At 49.4% G+C, this 18,421-nt stretch carries 14 protein-coding genes; 10 read left to right on the forward strand and 4 right to left on the reverse strand.

The genetic code is table 11. The annotated features are described in order from the left end of the window. The first annotated feature begins 6 nt into the window (after window positions 1-6). From RF679_RS06235 to RF679_RS06265, 7 genes are all read left to right on the forward strand, one after another. Window positions 7-1,242, forward strand: a complete 1,236-nt coding sequence (locus tag RF679_RS06235; RefSeq protein WP_309483356.1) for an ABC transporter permease — start codon at window positions 7-9, stop codon at window positions 1,240-1,242. Further along, window positions 1,242-2,441, forward strand: a complete 1,200-nt coding sequence (locus tag RF679_RS06240) for an ABC transporter permease (RefSeq protein WP_309483357.1) — start codon at window positions 1,242-1,244, stop codon at window positions 2,439-2,441. Before RF679_RS06235 ends, RF679_RS06240 begins: the two co-directional genes overlap by 1 nt. 16 nt (window positions 2,442-2,457) lie before the next feature. Next, the gene (locus tag RF679_RS06245) at window positions 2,458-3,903 is read left to right on the forward strand and encodes a sigma-54-dependent transcriptional regulator (RefSeq protein ID WP_309483358.1); all 1,446 of its coding nucleotides are present in this window, start codon (window positions 2,458-2,460) and stop codon (window positions 3,901-3,903) included. After that, window positions 3,900-5,249: a sensor histidine kinase gene (locus RF679_RS06250; protein ID WP_309483359.1), complete on the forward strand. Its 1,350-nt coding sequence runs from the start codon at window positions 3,900-3,902 to the stop codon at window positions 5,247-5,249. The genes RF679_RS06245 and RF679_RS06250 overlap by 4 nt, the downstream gene beginning before the upstream one ends. A 232-nt stretch (window positions 5,250-5,481) precedes the next feature. Next, on the forward strand, window positions 5,482-6,045 hold the full coding sequence (locus tag RF679_RS06255; RefSeq protein ID WP_309483360.1) for a thymidine kinase: 564 nt from the start codon (window positions 5,482-5,484) through the stop codon (window positions 6,043-6,045). 252 nt (window positions 6,046-6,297) lie between these two features. Beyond that, a complete protein-coding gene (locus tag RF679_RS06260; protein ID WP_309483361.1) occupies window positions 6,298-6,837 on the forward strand; it encodes a hypothetical protein in 540 nt (179 codons plus the stop codon). Between the two features lie 22 nt (window positions 6,838-6,859). Next, window positions 6,860-8,344 (forward strand): M28 family peptidase, encoded by a 1,485-nt coding sequence (locus RF679_RS06265; RefSeq protein WP_309483362.1) that lies wholly within the window; start codon window positions 6,860-6,862, stop codon window positions 8,342-8,344. 48 nt (window positions 8,345-8,392) lie between these two features. Here RF679_RS06265 and RF679_RS06270 read toward each other — a convergent pair whose 3' ends face one another. The 4 genes from RF679_RS06270 to RF679_RS06285 are packed head-to-tail and all read right to left on the reverse strand — an operon-like array spanning window position 8,393 to window position 12,216. After that, window positions 8,393-9,526: an ABC transporter permease gene (locus tag RF679_RS06270; protein ID WP_309483363.1), complete on the reverse strand. Its 1,134-nt coding sequence runs from the start codon at window positions 9,524-9,526 to the stop codon at window positions 8,393-8,395. Then, window positions 9,523-10,509, reverse strand: coding sequence for an ABC transporter ATP-binding protein (locus RF679_RS06275; RefSeq protein ID WP_309483976.1), 987 nt, complete (start codon window positions 10,507-10,509; stop codon window positions 9,523-9,525). The genes RF679_RS06270 and RF679_RS06275 overlap by 4 nt, the downstream gene beginning before the upstream one ends. Beyond that, window positions 10,509-11,564, reverse strand: a complete 1,056-nt coding sequence (locus RF679_RS06280) for an HlyD family secretion protein (protein WP_309483364.1) — start codon at window positions 11,562-11,564, stop codon at window positions 10,509-10,511. The genes RF679_RS06275 and RF679_RS06280 overlap by 1 nt, the downstream gene beginning before the upstream one ends. After that, window positions 11,557-12,216 carry a TetR/AcrR family transcriptional regulator gene (locus RF679_RS06285; RefSeq protein ID WP_309483365.1) on the reverse strand — a complete coding sequence of 220 codons (660 nt, stop codon included), beginning with the start codon at window positions 12,214-12,216 and terminating at the stop codon, window positions 11,557-11,559. Before RF679_RS06285 ends, RF679_RS06280 begins: the two co-directional genes overlap by 8 nt. Before the next feature lie 423 nt (window positions 12,217-12,639). Here RF679_RS06285 and RF679_RS06290 point away from each other — a divergent pair, with 423 nt between their 5' ends. The 3 genes from RF679_RS06290 (at window position 12,640) to RF679_RS06300 (ending at window position 18,419) form a co-directional block, all read left to right on the forward strand. Further along, window positions 12,640-14,259: a methyl-accepting chemotaxis protein gene (locus tag RF679_RS06290; RefSeq protein ID WP_309483366.1), complete on the forward strand. Its 1,620-nt coding sequence runs from the start codon at window positions 12,640-12,642 to the stop codon at window positions 14,257-14,259. A 73-nt stretch (window positions 14,260-14,332) separates the two neighbouring features. Then, on the forward strand, window positions 14,333-15,628 hold the full coding sequence (locus tag RF679_RS06295) for a metal-dependent hydrolase family protein (RefSeq protein ID WP_309483367.1): 1,296 nt from the start codon (window positions 14,333-14,335) through the stop codon (window positions 15,626-15,628). A gap of 346 nt (window positions 15,629-15,974) precedes the next feature. Further along, complete coding sequence (locus RF679_RS06300; protein ID WP_309483368.1) at window positions 15,975-18,419, forward strand: hypothetical protein; 2,445 nt, start codon at window positions 15,975-15,977, stop codon at window positions 18,417-18,419. The last annotated feature ends 2 nt before the right edge of the window (window positions 18,420-18,421 follow it).

Here is an 18,421-nt window from a genome sequence, read left to right on the forward strand (position 1 = left end):
GGCGATATGCTGAAGAATTATCTCCTGATGGCGAACAAGGTTTACCTCAGACGCAAGATGTTCACTTTGATCAATTTGGCTTGCATCGTGTTGACCTTGGTGGTGTTGCTGGCGGTGACGGCCATGATGGAACATAGCTTTGCACCATCTGGTGTGGACGTTAATCGTGATCGCGTGGTGACGGTCAATCACTACACGAAGATGGGCAAGGACATGACCATGAGTACGGGGCTCGGCTACAAACTGATCGAGCTTTACCTACGCCCGATTCCAAATGCTGAAAAAGTGAGTGCAGTGTCGCGCCCGATACAAGTAGCGGTATATCAAGAAGATCGCGTTGAAAAGCTCAACATGCGTTTTACCGATGCGGTGTTTTGGGAGATCTATCAGTATCGATTGTTGGCAGGACGCTTGTTTCAAGCGGACGATGTGGAGCAAGGTCGATCAGTGGTGGTTTTGAATCAAGTCATCGCCAAAAAGCTATTCGGTGAAGGTTCAGCAATAGGGCAAAAACTCAATGTCCGTAGTCATCAATATGAAGTCATCGGCGTAGTTGATGATGGTCAGAAGGGCACCGGTAATCCTGAAATGTGGGCGCCACATTCAACCATGCCTTCCAGTAATTACAAAGATAGTTTGGTTGGGGATTTTTCTGCAGTGCTGATGGCGAAGAGCAGTAAAGAGGTGAATGCTCTTAAACGAGAAGTACATGAGCGCGGTAAGCATATCGTCGAAGAAGATCCGGCTAAGTGGACGAAAACTCTCTTGTTAGCGAACACAGAGTTCGACGCTTTTGCTCGCGGCTTTTCGAGTGACTCACGTAGCGAGGATTCGGGCGCAGAACAAGCGATGGGATGGATTATTGTTTTGATGTTTCTCTTTATGCTGCTGCCAGCTTTGAACTTGGTCAATCTCAATCTTGGGCGCATGAAAGAAAGAAGCGCCGAGATCGGTGTTCGCAAGGCGTTTGGCGCTTCTACCTTTGAGTTGGTTAAACAATTCTTGGTCGAGAATGTCATGCTCTCTTTGGTTGGCTGCTTGATTGCTTTGTTGCTGACCCATGGTCTGCTTGTGTGGATTAATCACACTGGATTTTTGCCGAGCCTTAATTTAGGCGTCAATCTCTCTATCTTCGCTTATGGCTTTGTGATCACTGTCGTGTTTGGCATCGTCTCTGGCGTTGTTCCAGCATGGCGCATGGCGCGTCTTGATCCCGTTTTTGCATTGAAAGGAAATGCCTAATGTTGAAGCATTTATTAAAGTCGCTGTGGAAGCGCAAAGGCAAGAACTTGATGATCAGTGCAGAGATTTTGCTGATTTTCGTGGTGATCTTCGGTGTCGTGGTTGGCTTTGTACACAATTCTCGTCTCTATCATCAGACTCGCGGTTTCGATTACGAAGATCGTTGGCGCGTCAGCTTTGAAACGGAGTTGGATGTATTGAGCAAACCGAATCCTCAGTTGGTTGAGAATTTTCGCCGTAGCTTACAAGCGATGCCGGAAGTGGAGTCAGTGAGTTTTGTTCAATTTGGGCCATATAGTAATTCGGCCTTTGTTGGAGATTTTCGAGGTACTGAATCTGGGCAGAAACTGAGCACATATTTTGTTACAGCTGATGATGCAAGCCAGAGTACCTTAAAAATTCCCGTCGTAAGTGGACGCTGGTTTTCCCAACAAGACGAAGGCGCCAGCGAAACGGCGGCGGTGATCAATCGTCGTCTTGCGAAGAAAATGTTCGGTGACGAGGATCCCTTAGGAAAACTGATGACGAATTCTGATATGGGGCAAAAAGATCCGAAGTTCTATCGCATTGTCGGCGTCATCGAAGACTACCGATATTTTGGTGAGTTCATGGGCTATGAAAACATTGCTTTGTTCCGTCATTCGAGTATCAGCGAAAATCCACTTACCAATTTGATTATCAAGGTGAAGCCGGGAACGCCGCGCAATTTTGAAATTAAGCTGCATCAACAGCTCAAATTGGTGCGCAATGATATCGAGTACGATATTTCGGTCTTAGATGAAACCCGTGATGAAATGTTGCGCCAGAAAGCAACCTTCTTCGCGCCACCGATCTTTATTGCAAGCTTCTTGTTGTTGATGGTGTGTTTCGGTTTGTTTGGTGTGCTGTGGCAGAACGTCAATAGTCGTATTCCCGAAATTGGTTTGCGTCGCGCCGTCGGTGCTAGCAGTCTGCAAATCTACAGTCAAATTATTACCGAGCAAGTGTTGTTAAGTAGCATGGCAATGGTAGTCGCTTTGGTGTTTCTGGTACAGTTGCCGTTTACTGGTATTTTTGCCAAATTTATGGATTGGAGCAGCTTCTTTCTTTCCGCTGGAATCGCCATGATGGTGATTTATGCGATGACGATTGTGTGCTCTTTGTATCCTGCATGGATGGCCAGCCGCATGAGTCCGACTGATGCGCTGCACTACGAATAAAGATTAGAGGACGAGTGTGTCTTTACCCAAAATTTTGATCGTTGATGACGACGAATCAGTGCAAATTTCTTTAGCCTTGCTACTGAAACAAAATGGTTTTGCCAGTATCACCTGCGATGAACCTGCCAAGGCCTTGGAGGTTCTCGAGCGTGAGCCGCAGCAGATTTGTTTAGTTCTGCTGGACATGAACTTCTCTTTGCAAACCACGGGCGAAGAAGGTCTCGCTTTGATGGCGCAAATTCATCAGCGCCTGCCGCATTTACCGGTTTTGCTGATGACCGCATGGGGCTCGATTTCTCTGGCAGTGAAGGGCGTGAAGGCCGGTGCGAGCGATTTCTTTACTAAGCCATGGGACAACCAGCATTTACTGCAATTGATCCGTACTACACTGGCTTCTCGGGGCGAAGCTTCGAGCGAAACGCAAACGCGGCAGAGTCTCGATGCGCAATACGATTTCTCTGAGATTGTCGGTGAGCATCCCGAGTTGCTGAAGATCTTAGCGACCTTGGGACGGGTCGCTAAAACCAATGCATCGGTGTTGATTCTTGGCGAGAGTGGCACGGGTAAGGAACTGGTCGCCGATGCCATTCATCGCAATAGTCCACGCGCGGCACAAGACATTGTTAAGGTAAACATGGGGGCAGTTAGCTCCTCCTTGTTTGAAAGTGAAATGTTTGGTCATGTGCGTGGTGCTTTCACTGATGCGAAAGCGGATCGTAAAGGACACTTTGCGACCGCGCATCAAGGTAGCTTGTTCTTGGATGAAATCGGTGAATTGAATCGTGCTGATCAGGTTAAGTTGTTACGGGTGTTGCAAAGCCAGACTTATCAAGCAGTGGGGTCAAGCAAGACGGAGAAAGCCGATGTGCGCATCATCTCCGCGACGAATCGTGAATTGGCTGAGCAAGTCGCGCAGGGCGAGTTTCGAGAAGATTTATTCTATCGTTTGAATTTGATCACGCTACGCCTTCCACCATTGCGCGAGCGGCGTTCTGACATTCCCTTGATCGCCAAGCAGCTGCTAGTCAAGCTTTGCCAGACATATGGCATGGAGCCGGTCCAGTTAGCGCCCTCGGCGGTCGATTGGTTGAGCCAACAAGCGTGGCCGGGCAATATCCGACAACTCAAACAAAGCTTGGAACGTACGTTACTGTTGGTCGGCAAGGCAAGTTTAGAGAAGGCCGACTTCTTGTCAGTCGAAGAAGAGAGTGGAGTACCGCAATGCCGCGAAACATCGATTTTTTCTGGCATGACTTTGGACCAAGTCGAGAAGCTCATGATCAACAAAGCGCTGGATGACCATGCTGGGAATTTATCTCGCGTAGCGAAAGTACTTGGACTCAGTCGCTTTGCTTTGTATCGTCGCTTAGAAAAGCACCAAATTGTGGTCGGCGAAGCTGAAGCTGATAGCGATTCTAAAGACGCAGCAAACGCCAGCACAACGAAAGCGAGTCAAGTATGAAGCTGCGGCAGCAATTACAACTGTATTTGTTTTTGCTGCATGCGGCTTTTTTCGGCTTGGTCTTATGGGTCTTGCACAGCAAACCTCTGTTAGTCATTGTGGTTGAGTTATGCTTGCTTCTTAGTTTCGGTATCGGTTTTCTAGTTCTGCGTAGAGCACTCTTGCCACTGGAATTCGCTCGCCAATTCAAAGATCTGCTACACGATGAGAACTATGCGGCACGTCTAAAAGCCAGCCGTAATCACGAGGTGAGTGAACTGGCCGATTTGTTTAATCGCATGTTAGATCACTTGTACCAGGAACGATTGCGCATCGGTGAGCAACGGGGATTTCTTGAGAAGCTTTTGGAAGCAACGCCAGGTGCTGTAGTGGTGTTCGATTTTGAGGGCAAGGTCAGCCTTTGTAATGTCTTTGCCCAGGAATTATTTGGTGCGCAAATTCAGCTCGGGGATCAGTTAGGCAGTGCCGAACAAGCTTCAGCCTTTGTGTTGGACTTGGCCGCGCTCAAAGTGGGTGAAAGTCAGGTTCTAAGCAATGAAGAAGGGCGACGCTTCCGCTGTCAGCGCAGCCAATTTATCGATCGAGGATTCGCACGCGAATTCTTATTGATCGATGAGATTACCGAGGAGTTAGCGAGTTCTGAGAAAGCGACTTATGAAAAGCTGGTGCGGGTGTTGGCACATGAGGTCAACAACACAGTGGCCGCGACGGGATCGGTTTTGGAATCGCTGTTGTACTACCGCGCACAATTGGGCGCCGAGGATGCACAAGATTTCGAAACCGCAGTGACGGCAGTGCGTCGCCGTAACAGTAGCCTTGCGCAATTCATTGCCCGCTTCACTGAAGTCGTCAAGATGCCAGAGCCACGATTACAGGCCTGCGATATTGCTGAGATGCTTGACACCGCCATAGTGCTTTATCGTCAGCGCTGCCATGAGCTTGGCATACGTTTGGAATGGCAGCAGCGTGACTCGCTTCCAGCGCAGATGATTGATGCGCATTTGTTTGAGCAAGTGCTGTTGAATATTTTGAAGAATGCCATCGAGGCCGTTGAGATCTCCATCAAAGCCAATCCGGATCAAGCAAGTGAAGCGCGCTATGTGTTCATCGAGCTTGGACAAGATACTGAGCTTGGTCTGGTACGACTCTCAGTGATCGACTCGGGCCGAGGCCTGCAGAATATTCCGACTTCGCAACTATTCACGCCATTTTTTACGACCAAAAAAGGCGGGCAAGGCATAGGCTTGATGTTTGTACGCGAAGTTCTCAATCGCCATGGTTTCACGCATCGTTTAGCAATGAATGCTATGGGTGATACTCAATTTGATATCTTTTTCAATTTCTGAACGTAGGCTGGGCTGGCAAGCCCAGCGTCCGCTACGCCTTTTTGTTCGTGTATCCATTCATGTTGGGCTTCGCTTTGCTCAGCGCCAACCTACGATATCCGATCTTCATTGTCGTCAAGATCGCTCTAAAAAAGCCTGATTTGCTTGGGTGCGCTCCGCTATAATGAGCGTTTACTTTGATGAATCTTGGGCTCGTAATTTCGTAGCCCGTTTGCAATTCAGGATTAAGAAATTGGCTAAGCTTTATTTTCGTTATTCGGCAATGAATGCCGGTAAATCAACTGCGCTGTTACAGGTTGCTCATAACTACGAAGAACAAGGACAACAAGTTTGCTTGTACACGGCGGCGATTGATGATCGCTATGGTGTCGGGAAAATTACTTCTCGCTTAGGGCCGCAACGTGATGCGGAACTATTTGACGCGGAATATGATTTTTTCGAACGGGCGCCCAAGGTCAGTTGTATTCTGGTCGATGAAGCACAATTCTTGTCGCCTACTCAGGTTCAACAATTGCACCGCTTAGCGCATGTGCGCGGTATTCCTGTGATCTGCTATGGTTTGCGCAGCGACTTCTTAGGCGAACCATTCCCTGGCTCGACTTATTTGATGACACTAGCTGACACCATCGAAGAGTTAAAAAATATCTGCACCTGCGGCAAGAAGGCCACCATGAATATACGCGTCGATGCGAATGGAAAGCGCATGATGGCCGGTGAACAGATTTCTATCGGTGGTAATGATCATTATCACCATGTTTGCGCTAAGTGTTTTTACCAACCTACTGGCAATCACTAGTCCACTTTCACATTCTTCAATCGCTTTGATTTGTGTGCATCACTGCAATGCGGTGATGCCTCGCTCTCCAGTTCTCTTCCTCACGGTTTCCACCTTGTGATGGTGGTCTAGTCGGTCTTTCTTTTGATTTTATCGCTGATTTTTTGGTTTCGTCGGTTTGCCAACGACACGTACTACTTTACTCCTTAACCTTGTCAACACTTGGTAGCGCGGCTGCCAAGATCAATCGAATCCAAATTCAAGGAGTAGCATATGTTGACAAGAATGTGGCGCCATCTGTGCGCCGTTGCACTGCTGAGTGCAGGTTTTATGGCATCAACCGCCGCCTTAGCGGAACGTGGTCCTGCGACCGCTGAAGAGAAAGAAAAGGTGGTGAAACTCGCTGCCGCTGCCGACAAAGATCCATTGGGCGTGATGCGATCTGCCGATGGTCGTTGGTTTCAAAAATGGTCAGATGATGTGCCTGACTATATGTTTGGTCCTGATGTGGGTGCCTTTTGGTTTCACAACGGCGTCGCAAAAGAAGATCTGATGCGTGTGTTAAGGTTTCATCACATGCTCAGTGTTGCGGCGTTTCAAGTGCAAAAAAATATGCTGGACCCTGAGAAAAATCCAACGGACTTAGAGGCCAAGACGATTGCCGGTATCGAAGGCCTCTTACGTGCTTATGAAAGTTTGGTCAAAACCAATCCAAATAACAAAGTGGCAGCGATCGATGAGTTACTGGTGACGCGTGATAAAGGAGGGCTTGCGGACTTTGTTAAACGCTTGCCGCCACTACCCAAACGCTAATTCCATCAACTAGGATTGTGTCATGAGACTCATTCGAGAGAAAGCTTGTTCTTTGCTCGCGCTGACGTTTTTGTTTCTGTCCAGTTCGGCTGTCGTGTCTGCGCAAGCGCCATTGCAGCCAATACCACCAGCGACGGAGAGTAGAGATAATCAACTGCGCGATAGGCTCTTGCAAAACATCGATGCTCACCAAAATCTCATGCGGGATTTGGAAGAACTGTGTGACGATATCGGGGCTCGTCTTACAGGTTCTGAATCACTACGACGTGCCCAGCAATGGGCATCGGCGAAGCTCAGAGCCTACGGCGCCGATGCAGTTTGGGAGGAGGATTATATTCTCGGTTCCACTTGGCATCGGGGCCGTAGTCAGGCGCGTTTATTGAATGCCAATCGTCAGATCATGGCGATGGCGCAGGCGGGCTGGACTAGTTCTTCATCTAAGCCGATTCAAGCGGAGGTAGCGATACTCGATGCATCCAATCTGGACGAGTTGCGACACCAGTTGCCGCAGCTTAAGGGGAAAATTGTCCTATTGCTGCGAACTCCCAAGCTCAGTTCAGTTGCGGGCGCGGTTTCAGAGGCACAGCGGAATGACTTCTCGCGAGAGTACAATGCGGTGTTGAAGCAAGCCGACTTCGCCGCGGTTCTCTATGTATCGGCGCGCAGTGGAAATCTCTTGGACATGCATGGCGGTCCTAAGGCGCGTTTTAAACACAATGTGGGCATCATCGGACAGCAGGACGCGCAACTTTTGCAACGCCTGATCAAGCGCGGCATATCACCTCGGCTTGAGCTGCAATTTGGTGGAGGATTTGATGGAAAGCCTGGCTCACCTGTCGTACGTGAGAAAAACCTCATCGCCGAAATTCGTGGTACGGAGTTTCCTGATGAGTATGTGGTGCTAGGCGTCCATCTCGATTCCTGGGATTTAGCGAGTGGAGCGACTGACAATGGTGTGGGCGTGGCGTTGGTGATGGAAGTTTTACGTTCTATCGGTGCTATGCGTGCTATAGGTACTATACGTGCTTCGCAAATTCCGATGAAGCGTAGCTTGCGTGTGATTTTGTTCTCCGGCGAAGAGCAAGGATTATTGGGTAGCAAAGCCTACGTCGAAGGTCATCAAAGCGAGCTCGGTAAAGTGCAGGCGATGTTGACGATAGACAGTGGTGCAGGTCGGATTATCGGCATCCCCGATATGCAAGTTGATGGGTGGTATGACGCCTTGAATACCATGACAAACGCGCATCCACTACTGCAAAAATTGGAAGTGGTGTATGCGGTATCTAAGGGCTCGGATCATGAGAGCTTTTTTGCGCAGGGTGTTCCGGCATTCTCGTTGGCGCAAGAACCACTCGATTATCTGAGTCATACTTGGCACAGCGAGGCGGATACCTTAGACCATGTGAAAAAAGATGATCTTGTCTATAACGCCAAAGTCTTAAGTTTGATCAGCCAATATTTGCTCAATAGCCCGCGCTTGCCGCATCGTGTGGATCGAAAAAACTAGGGTATAGCGTGGTGAGCGGATGCTCGCCCCGCTATGCACAGTCGAAATTTAGTCCAAGGTCTGACGATACCGTTTCAGCGCAATCGCCCCCGCCACGAACAAGAAAATCACCATCGGCCACAGCTCTTGCGAGAGTTGTTGTGCCGAATTTCCTTTCAGTAGAATGCCGCGCACGATGCGTAAGAAATGCGTGAGCGGAAGCACTTCGCCAATATTCTGCGCCCACACTGGCATGGCGCGGAAGGGGAACATGAAGCCTGATAAGAGGATCGATGGCAGGAAGAAAAAGAAGGTCATCTGCATCGCTTGTAATTGATTCTTGGCGATGGTTGAGAAGGTAAATCCCACCGCCAAATTGGCCATGATGAAGATACCAATTAGACTCAACAGCAGCGGCAAGCTGCCGACCATCGGCACATCGAAGATGATGAAGGCGGCACTCATGATGACCGTGAGCTGAATATAACCAATCACCACGTAAGGCAGAATTTTTCCTATCATGACTTCGGCGGGACGCACCGGTGTCGCCAACAGATTTTCCATGGTGCCGCGTTCGCGTTCGCGAGTCATCGCTAATGACGTCAACATGATCATGGTCATGGTCAGAATCGTGCCGATCAAACCGGGCACGATATTGTAACGAGACAGGCCTTCTGGGTTATAGCGTTTATGGACGCGCACCTCATAGGGTTGCGGATTGCCTTGCAGACGCTGTAGTGGACCGACGAGATCGGCTTTGAGCGCGAGCGGAATAATACTGCTGAGCGCCGCTAGCGCATTGCCTGCCGCGGACGGATCGGTGGCGTCAGCAGAAATCAGGATCGCTGGTTTTTCTCCGCGCACTACTTTTTCAGTAAAACGTGGGGGAATCACAATCATGAACTGCACTTTGCCGTTCTCGACGAGGCTATCGGCTTCTACTTCACTCTTGAGATTGTAATCAATGCGGAAGTAGCCCGTGTTCTGTAACGTCGCTGTGAAACTACGCGAGAGTGTGCCTTGGTCGAGATTGACTAAAACGGTCGGTAAGCCTTTGGGGTCGGTATTAATCGCGTAGCCGAACATGATCAGTTGCGCGATCGGGATGGCCACGGCCATCGCAAAAGTGAGTCGATCGCGCATCATTTGTTGAAACTCTTTGATGAAGATGGCGACGCAGCGATTGATCGAAAAGCGGTTCATGCTTGACCTCGCTGATGTTGAAAATTGTCCGGCGCGGCAGCGATCATGCTGATAAACACGTCCTCCAAATTGGCGCGGCACGAGGCAATCGAGAGTGATCCATCATTCGGTAGGCTATGTAGAGCGCGCATGACCAAGTCTTCATCGAGTCCCGCCACATGCACTGCATTACCAAAGGCGGCGACGCTCAGTACGCCATCGGCTTGTTTGAGTGTTTCTAAGAAACGCCCGAGTTGTTGGCCTTGTAGTGTCCAGACTTTGAGTTTGGATTGATCAATAATTTCACTTTCGGTACCGCGTGCGAGAATTTTTCCGTAGGCGATGTAGACCAATTCGTGACAACGCTCGGCTTCATCCATGTAGTGCGTGGAGACCAACACCGTGATGCCTTCTGCCGCGAGGTGATGAATTTGATCCCAGAATTCGCGCCGGGCTTTCGGGTCGACACCAGCTGTGGGTTCATCCAATAACAGTAATTTCGGCTCGTGGATCATGCAGGCGGCGAGCGCCAAACGTTGTTTCCAACCGCCAGAGAGTGCACCGGCTAATTGCGATGCACGCGAACTCAGACCGAGGCGTTCTAAGGACGCATCGACCGCATCTTTGCGATGGGGCAGCTCGAACAACCGCGCGATGAAATCCAGATTTTGGCGTATTGAGAGATCTTCATAGAGACCGAATTTCTGCGTCATGTAACCGACTTGACGACGAATCTGCGTCGCTTCACGGAAGATATCAAGGCCAAGACAATGACCACTCCCAGCATCGGGTGTCAGTAGTCCGCACAGCATTCGTATCGTGGTGGTTTTGCCGCTACCATTTGGCCCGAGAAAGCCGCAGATTTTCCCCTGCGCGACTTGTAAATTAACTTGATCGACCACAGCACGACCGTTGTACAACTTGCTTAATCCTTGCACGTCAATCGCGAATGGAGTCTGCCTTGCGTCGCCAATCTGAGGGGGATTAGGGGCACGGTTTGCAATCACGATTTTTTCTCCGTCGCAGCCGTGTTCGATTTGACGAGACGCACATCGATCGGTTGCCCCACGTGTAGGGCTTTGGCCTGCGCTGGATCTGGGCGTGCTTCGACCAAGAACATGAGTTTGGCGCGTTGGGCGTTTGAGTAGATCACTGGCGGCGTGTATTCGGCTTGCGTAGCGATGCGACTAATGGTGGCATTGATGTTCTCAGCGCAGCCATCACAATGGATTTGCACTTGCTGACCAGGCTTGATACTGGCGAGTTCAGCTTCAGGTACATAGAAGCGCAGTTTGACATTGCCCGGCGGTAGTAAGCTGAGCACTGGCTGTCCAGGGCTGACGACTTCACCGCCACGGAAAAATACATCGGCGATGATACCGGCTTGCGGTGCGATCTCGGTTTTTTGCTTGGCGCGCCAGCCGATTTGTTTGACTACTTGTTCAGCTGCGGTAGCGTTGGCCGAGGCCGCGGTACGCTCGTCGTTGCGCGCTGGCAGTTGCGCTACCGCTAGTGCTGCTTTCAATTCGGTGACGCGGGCACTACTGAGTTTCACTGCGGTCGCGGCATCATCCATCTTGGCCTTGGAAATGAAACCTTGTGCGACCAATTGCTGCTGGCGTTGTAATTCGTTTTGCGCCAAGGCAGCTTGGGCTTCGGCACTCGCTAATTGCGCCTTGGTCACGGCGATCTCTTCTTGGCGTTTGCCTTTTTCTGTATTCAAGGCTTGCGCTTTGGCGGCGAGAGCGCGGGCGTTGGCTTCTTCTACACTGGCGAGCTCGGCTTCTTTGTCGAGTGTGAACAAGGGCGCTTGCTGCGTGACCTCTTGTCCGGCTTGTACTTGTAATTGTTCGATGCGGCCGCCCAAGGGAGAGGAAATGTAGAGATATTCGCCTTCGACGTAGCCGGTCCAGCTCGAAGTCGTCGGTGCGCTGCAGGCACTCAACGCCAACACAGTCGCGCCAAGCAATAAGCTGGGGAAGAGCGCTTGAATATTGGCTCGCAATGATGGAATGGGGCGGTGTTGTTTCAACGTCGGAGCAAAGGCTGACTTAGACATGGGGTTCTCCAGAGGCGAGGGAAGACTTAGGAATTTGTAGCGCATACAAAGCGCGTTGCACGCGTTCGACGATGGCTTCATCACTGAGCACAGTGTCTTGCATTTGCTGATGAAAGAATTGTGGTGCGAAGCCGAGTTGCATGACGCGCGGTGCGATCACCATCGGTGCCGCAATTGAGCCCATCAAGAAGGTGAAGGCTTGCATCGGCGCGATCTCGCCCAAGCTGCCGTCGAGCTTGGCTTGCATGATCAAACTGATGATGAGCTGCATGTGACGCGAGCCATTTTTCTTCAAGAATTCTTGTGCCACGCTTTCACCATGAGCCGCATCGGACCAGACCCGACCTAACCAATGACCATGCTCGCGCAGCAAGCGCGCCAACATCACCATGGTGTGTGCTAATCGTTCAATCGGTGTGCCGGGGTGTTCCGTCTCCGCTTGCAATTGTGCGAATAATTCTTCGTACATGTTCTGCAGCAGCGTCGCCAGAAAATTGTCTTTGCTACGGAAGTGATAGTGAAACATGCCCATATTGCAGTTGGCATGCTCGGTCAGTTGCCGCAAAGAGAGATTTTTGCAGCCGCATTGCGGAAACAAAGCTCGACCACTATTGAGCAGTGCTTGATCGATGTTTTGAGAGGGTCTTGCCATGCTGATTTGCTAAATTTAGTGAATTATTAGTCGATTGACTAATAATTCGCAGTTTCGTTACTTTTTGGTGGGCTGTCAAGAATTGATTTTTGATTTCCCCTCAATTTTTATGTCGTAAAGAAAATCTTAAGAAACAAGTTATTTACATGTAATCGTTTTAAATCAATGACTTAGTTGTTGTAATTTTCTGACTTGCTTAATCTAAAGCAAGGAAAAATTTGAAATGAAAATGCCGTTTGGCAACTTTTTGCGTTACTGTGACGAGAGGTGCTCATTAATTCAAAGAAATAAATTTATGGAAATTATTGAGACCACTCTTTGTTGTAGACGATGGCTAGTTAGTGAAGTCGACAAGGGCAGATGTCACACGACTGAATTTTTACCCGATTGAATCTTGCAGTACTTTGTTCTTACGAGGGATGAATGATGAAAGTTTCGACACGTTTGGGAATCTTGATTGCGAGTATGGCGTTGGTTGTTTTTGTGGTCAGTGGAATTGGCTTGTTTGGACTAATAAAGGCGAATGAAGCGATTCAAACCATTTACGAAGATAGAACGACCCCAGCGGTTGATCTTGGTCGCATTCAGCTCTTTGTTGTGGATAATCGCCTGGCAATTGCGAACGCTTTAGTCGAGCAAAGAAGTGAGGTGACGGCGCAAAGTGTGGAAACTTTGCAAGCCAACATGGCTAGCATCACTAAACTCTGGGATGCGTACATGGCGACCTATCTGACACCAGAGGAAGCGAAGATTGCGCAACGATTTGCTGAGCATCGCAAAGCCTACGTGCAACAAGGCTTGCTGCCAGCGCTCGCGGCTTTAAAAAACAATGATCTGGAAACGGCGCGTCAGTTGATGGTGGAGAAGGTCACACCACTCATGATCCCAGTGAAAAAGGCTGGCGATGATTTGTTGCAACTTCAGATGGATGTCGCCAAACATGAGTATGATGCGGCAGTGTCGCGCTATATCGGCATCCGAAATACCTCGATGGTGGTGACCAGTTTGGGCCTATTACTGGCGGTGCTATTTGGTTGGTACACCGTGAAAACCATTCGTGGTCAATTGGGAGCGGAGCCAGCGGAAGTGGCGCGAGTCGCACAAGCGATTGCCGGTGGCGATCTCACCCAAGATTTTGATGTGCCTGAGAGCGACACCTCGAGTCTCTTGTTCAACATGCGTGAAATGAACAATAGTTTAGCTACTGTCGTCGGACAAGTGCGTGGTGCGACTGATACCATTGCCACATCGTCGACCCAGATTGCCACAGGGAATATGGATTTGTCCTCACGCACCGAAGAACAAGCCAGCTCACTGGAAGAGACTGCGTCAGCACTTGAGGAGCTGACGAGTACTGTTCGCCACAATGCCGATAATGCACGTGAAGCGACTAAGTTGGCAGTGACTGCATCAGATGTTGCTGCCAAAGGCGGCAATGTGGTGGCTGAGGTTGTGAGCACCATGGGAAATATCAATGAGTCTTCGAAGCGCATCGTTGACATCATTAGTGTGATCGATGGTATCGCATTTCAAACCAATATTTTGGCTTTAAATGCCGCGGTGGAAGCGGCGCGTGCGGGCGAACAAGGCCGTGGCTTTGCAGTCGTGGCGTCTGAAGTTCGAGCCTTGGCACAGCGTTCGGCGAGTGCGGCCAAAGAGATCAAGGATTTAATCGCAAACTCAGTTGAGCAAGTTGAGGTCGGTGCGCGTTTAGTGGACCAAGCAGGCGCCACCATCAATGAGGTTGTTGAGAGCGTGCAGAGGGTCACTTCTGTGGTACGCGAGATTAGCGAAGCCAGCAATGAACAATCGGTGGGCATCGAACAAATCAATATCGCGATTACCGGTATGGACAATGTGACGCAACAAAATGCTGCATTAGTCGAAGAAGCGGCAGCCGCAGCGGCTTCATTGCAAGATCAAGCGCAGGAATTATCAAAACTGGTGAACATGTTTAAGCTGCGTGAGGCGGGTGTGATGAGCTTACACCATGGTTTCCGTCGCGTCGCTAGTGGATCACAGGCTTTACGTTTAAGTGCTTGAAGGTCTCGGATGTGGAACTTTCTGAGTGGGTTTACGTCATAGACTCTCTAACACTAACAACATAGGGGAAGGTATGAAACATCTTCAAAAGGTCTTGTTCCTGACTGCTGCTCTGGCTGGCACGCAGATGACGGGCGTGGCGATGGCGGCTGAGTCGAGCAATGCCGTTGTGATTAAAGCAGCACGCATGTTGAATGCACAAGACGGCAAATGGATTGCACCAGCAATGCTGGTGGTGCGTGACGATAAAATTGTTGCGGCGGGCAGCAGCGTCAGTGTTCCAAATGGTGCGAAAGTGATCGATCTTGGCAATAAGTCTTTACTACCAGGCTTGATTGATATGCATACCCATTTAACAGGTGATCCGGAAAGTGCGGGTTACTCGGTGGTGGCATTGTCGATGCCGCGTGTAGCGTTGACTGGCGCGAAAAACGCACGCCTGACTTTGGAAGCTGGCTTTACCACAGTGCGTGACGTAGGTGCAGAAGGCTACACTGATATCGCTTTGCGCGATGCCATTAATGCAGGTGATGTTCCAGGTCCGCGCATGGTAGCTTCAGGCCCAGCTTTGGGTATTACGGGCGGCCATTGCGACGAGACCATCCATGCGCCTGAATACAAAATCTCTGCATCGGGTGTTGCTGATGGCGTGGATGCGGTCATGAAGAAAACGCGCGAAGTGATCAAGTACGGTGCTGGTGTCATTAAGTTCTGCGCGACGGGTGGCGTACTTTCATTTGGCGATGATCCACGTACATCTCAATATACGCTCGAAGAAATGAAAACGATCGTGAGTGAAGCCCATCGTTTGGGTCGTAAGGTGGCGGCGCATGCGCACGGCGGTGACGGTATCAAATTGGCGGTGTTGGCTGGTGTTGATTCGATCGAACACGGCTCTTATATTGACGAAGAAGGCGCTAAGTTGATGAAGGAACATAAGACTTGGTTGGTACCCACGGTCTACTTAGGCGATTGGTTGGTGCAAAATGCAGAAGCCATAAAGTTGCCATTACCTTTGTTAGAAAAAGCCAAAGTCGTTTTGCCGGATGCACGTAAACACATCGCTAAGGCGATCGCTGCAGGCGTACCAATTGCCTTTGGGACTGATGCAGCCGTATACCCGCATGGCCTGAATGGTCGTGAATTCGCAGTCTTAACGAAGCTAGGAATGAGCAATGCGGACGCGATTCGTACAGCGACAATCAACGCTTCCAAACTTTTAGGCTGGGAAGATAAAGTTGGCTCCTTGGATAAGGATAAGTTTGCCGACATCATTGCGGTCGATGGCGATCCATTAAAAGACATCACCGAACTCGAACGCGTGAAGTGGGTGATGAAGGGCGGTAAAGTGGTAAAGACAGTTCAGTGATTGATCAATAAGAATCATTAATAAGAAGCGAAGCGCAGTCACATTTCGATAGTCAGTCAATGAGCCCGCATCGACCGAGAGTCGATGCGGGTTTTTGTTTTTGGGATTGTAAGAACGTGATGGCCTCGTCGAAACTTGCGATGAATTGATCGCCTCGTTATGATGGTCATAGTTTTAACTTTTGCCTTGCAAGGAAGGGTTAAATTTGCACAACATCAGTGAAGTTTCCAAGCAGTGATATCCCCAGCAGTGATATCCCCGACTCATGAGTCGAAATGAAGATGTTAGATCTCGGATTCACGCTTGTACTGCGTAAGATCAAAATACATAAATCACAGGACATATTTTGAAAAGTTTGATTAGTTCCTCCATTACTGTGCGCCTCGGTCGACTGCAATCGATTTTGGTGTATGGCAGCTTGGCTTTGTTACTGTTTCTGTTGTGCGCGCGGGTATGGAATTTCGGTATCACACACACCGATGATGCTCGATGGGCGATGCCGGGATATTTTTTAGGAATCGATCCCATCGCAGATTGGGCCATATCACAAGGAAGAATTTGGGCCTATCTCTCTGGTACGCTGATCTTGTGGACCTTACAGATGCAAGGCAGTGTAGCGGGAGAATTAGTCCGCCTCGGAAGTTTTGTTCTTTTCTTCATCGTTTTCTTCCGTTATTTCGCGCTGTTATGCGATCGCCGCTTTAGCTTGATCGCTGCCACGTTTTTCCTCAGCTTTTTCATGTTGAAGTGGGACGGATCTTTGCTCACAACTTACCCATTGTTGAGCTGGCTTGCAGGGGGTGCACTCATCTTAGCGCTTGAGTTAAGCGCGCGTTTTGTCAGTCGAGGAAGTCGCTGGGCTTTGGCGCTGGCGATGACCTTATTCGGTTTTTCACTCGTGAATAATGAGGGAATCACTGTCTTGTTTATGTTTCTTTTTTTCGTTCATACCATAGCGCTCAATCATGCTGTTGATGAATCGACTTTCGCCATTGCGAAGCTTCACTTGCGTCGTCGCAGCGCAGTCCTTTTATTGTTATTTTTTGTGGTGGCTGCTACTTACGCGGCGATCTACCTCGCTTGGTTCTTGAGTCATCCAAGCATTTATGATGGACACAAGTTGGGCGGCTTTAAGTTGCTGAATTTCCTCAAAACCTTGACCCATTTTTCGACCAGTGGCTCGGCACTACATGATTTGATCTCACCTTATTCGGTACCGTTTGCTGATGCCATTGCCATGACCGGCGAGCGAAAAGAATACTTCCTCACACGGAATCTGCAGCGCTCTTTGCATGATCCATCCTCGTTACTTGTTTGTATTGTGACGATTTTCTTGATGTGGAATTTGCTTAAGAACGTCTCGGGAAAATCATCTGCTTTGATCAAACAAGCCACAGCATCGAGTTTTGCTAGCTCAGTGAGTTCCTCCGCTTCTACTTGGGCCAAGTCACGCTGGTCGCTTCAAAAGAGAATGTACTTCGGCTTGTTGATCGGTCTCAGTGTCGCGATACTGCCGATCATTCCGGTAGCGTTGACCTCGAAATATCAGACTTGGGTCATGGAAAGTCAGATCCAAGCCTATTCGCACACTATTTTTTCTCACTTCGGATGGAGCTGTGTCTTTGCTTTTGTGATGTTGGTTTTGTTTGAAAAGCTTGCAGCGCGCACTGTTTTACGCAATTTTTTGCTTGGCGTGGTAGCGCTATTTTCCGGTTTGATCGCCAGCCAGGCATTTACTGCGAACGATGACATGGCAGCCGATATGCGAAACGAGAGTGGTCGTTGGTACATCTTGCAAAAGCTCCTGGAAGTGAATCAGCAATCCCTGAAATCGGATTACGTGTGGGTTCCACGTTTTGCTAGTGGCTCGTGGTATAGCTCGGTTGATAGAGACTATTGGACGCAATACGCAAAGAAACGCTATGGCGATAAAACCGTGATTGGCGCGGATGGCCCGGATCTTGTCGCGCAGAGCAAAAATTATGTCGTGAGTGACTATATTTTTGATCGACACGGCAAGCGCTTCGTCGCCATCGCTGCTAGCTTGAATACGTCAAACGCGTCGTCCGAGGACAACCAAACCGTCAGTATCTTCATTGAAGGCGGCGTCGCTCGCCATCGTGCAGATTACTTCCTGCTTTACAAAGATCGCAATGATCATGAAGTCCACCAATCTTTGAATAGTTTGGATCCGAACACTGGAAATGCTGAGTGGGGCACACTCGATTTGAATAATGTCGAACCGACTTCCATTCAACTTTATCGCCTCGACCGCAAACGACGTCAGGTACGCTTGTGTGGACTTGTGCAACTGCGCGGTGCCGCTTATTCGATTCAAAGTGGGGCGACGACCAACCTAGTGATTAATGATCGCCAAGCATTAAAAAGTGGTTGGTCTGCGGTTGAATTGAACGGCATCTGGTCAGATCAAAGCAAAGCGTATTTACACCTGAATACCTTTACCAAGCAAGCGCATGCGTGGCAGGTCAAAATGCAGTTAAATAATCTGGCAGGACAGATCGATGATATCCCCGAGCAAACTCTGATCGTTCGCAGTAAGGATCGCATTCTCGGACGGTGGACCTTCGAGCGCATGCAAAACCAATCGCACATTGAATTCAACCTGCCGGTTGATGCTTTCGATGCCAATGGTGACTTTGAGTTGGAGCTAGAAGTCACGCCCTTGGTGAGTCAAATGAAACCGAGCGGTAATCGCGACCAAAGAAATTTAGGCGTGTTTTTGAAGGGGATTGAGTTAATTCCAACGACCGAAGCAAAAACGTCTAAGTAAGA

Source organism: Undibacterium cyanobacteriorum, from assembly GCF_031326225.1.
In the GTDB taxonomy this organism is placed as follows: Bacteria; Pseudomonadota; Gammaproteobacteria; order Burkholderiales; family Burkholderiaceae_D; genus Undibacterium; species Undibacterium cyanobacteriorum.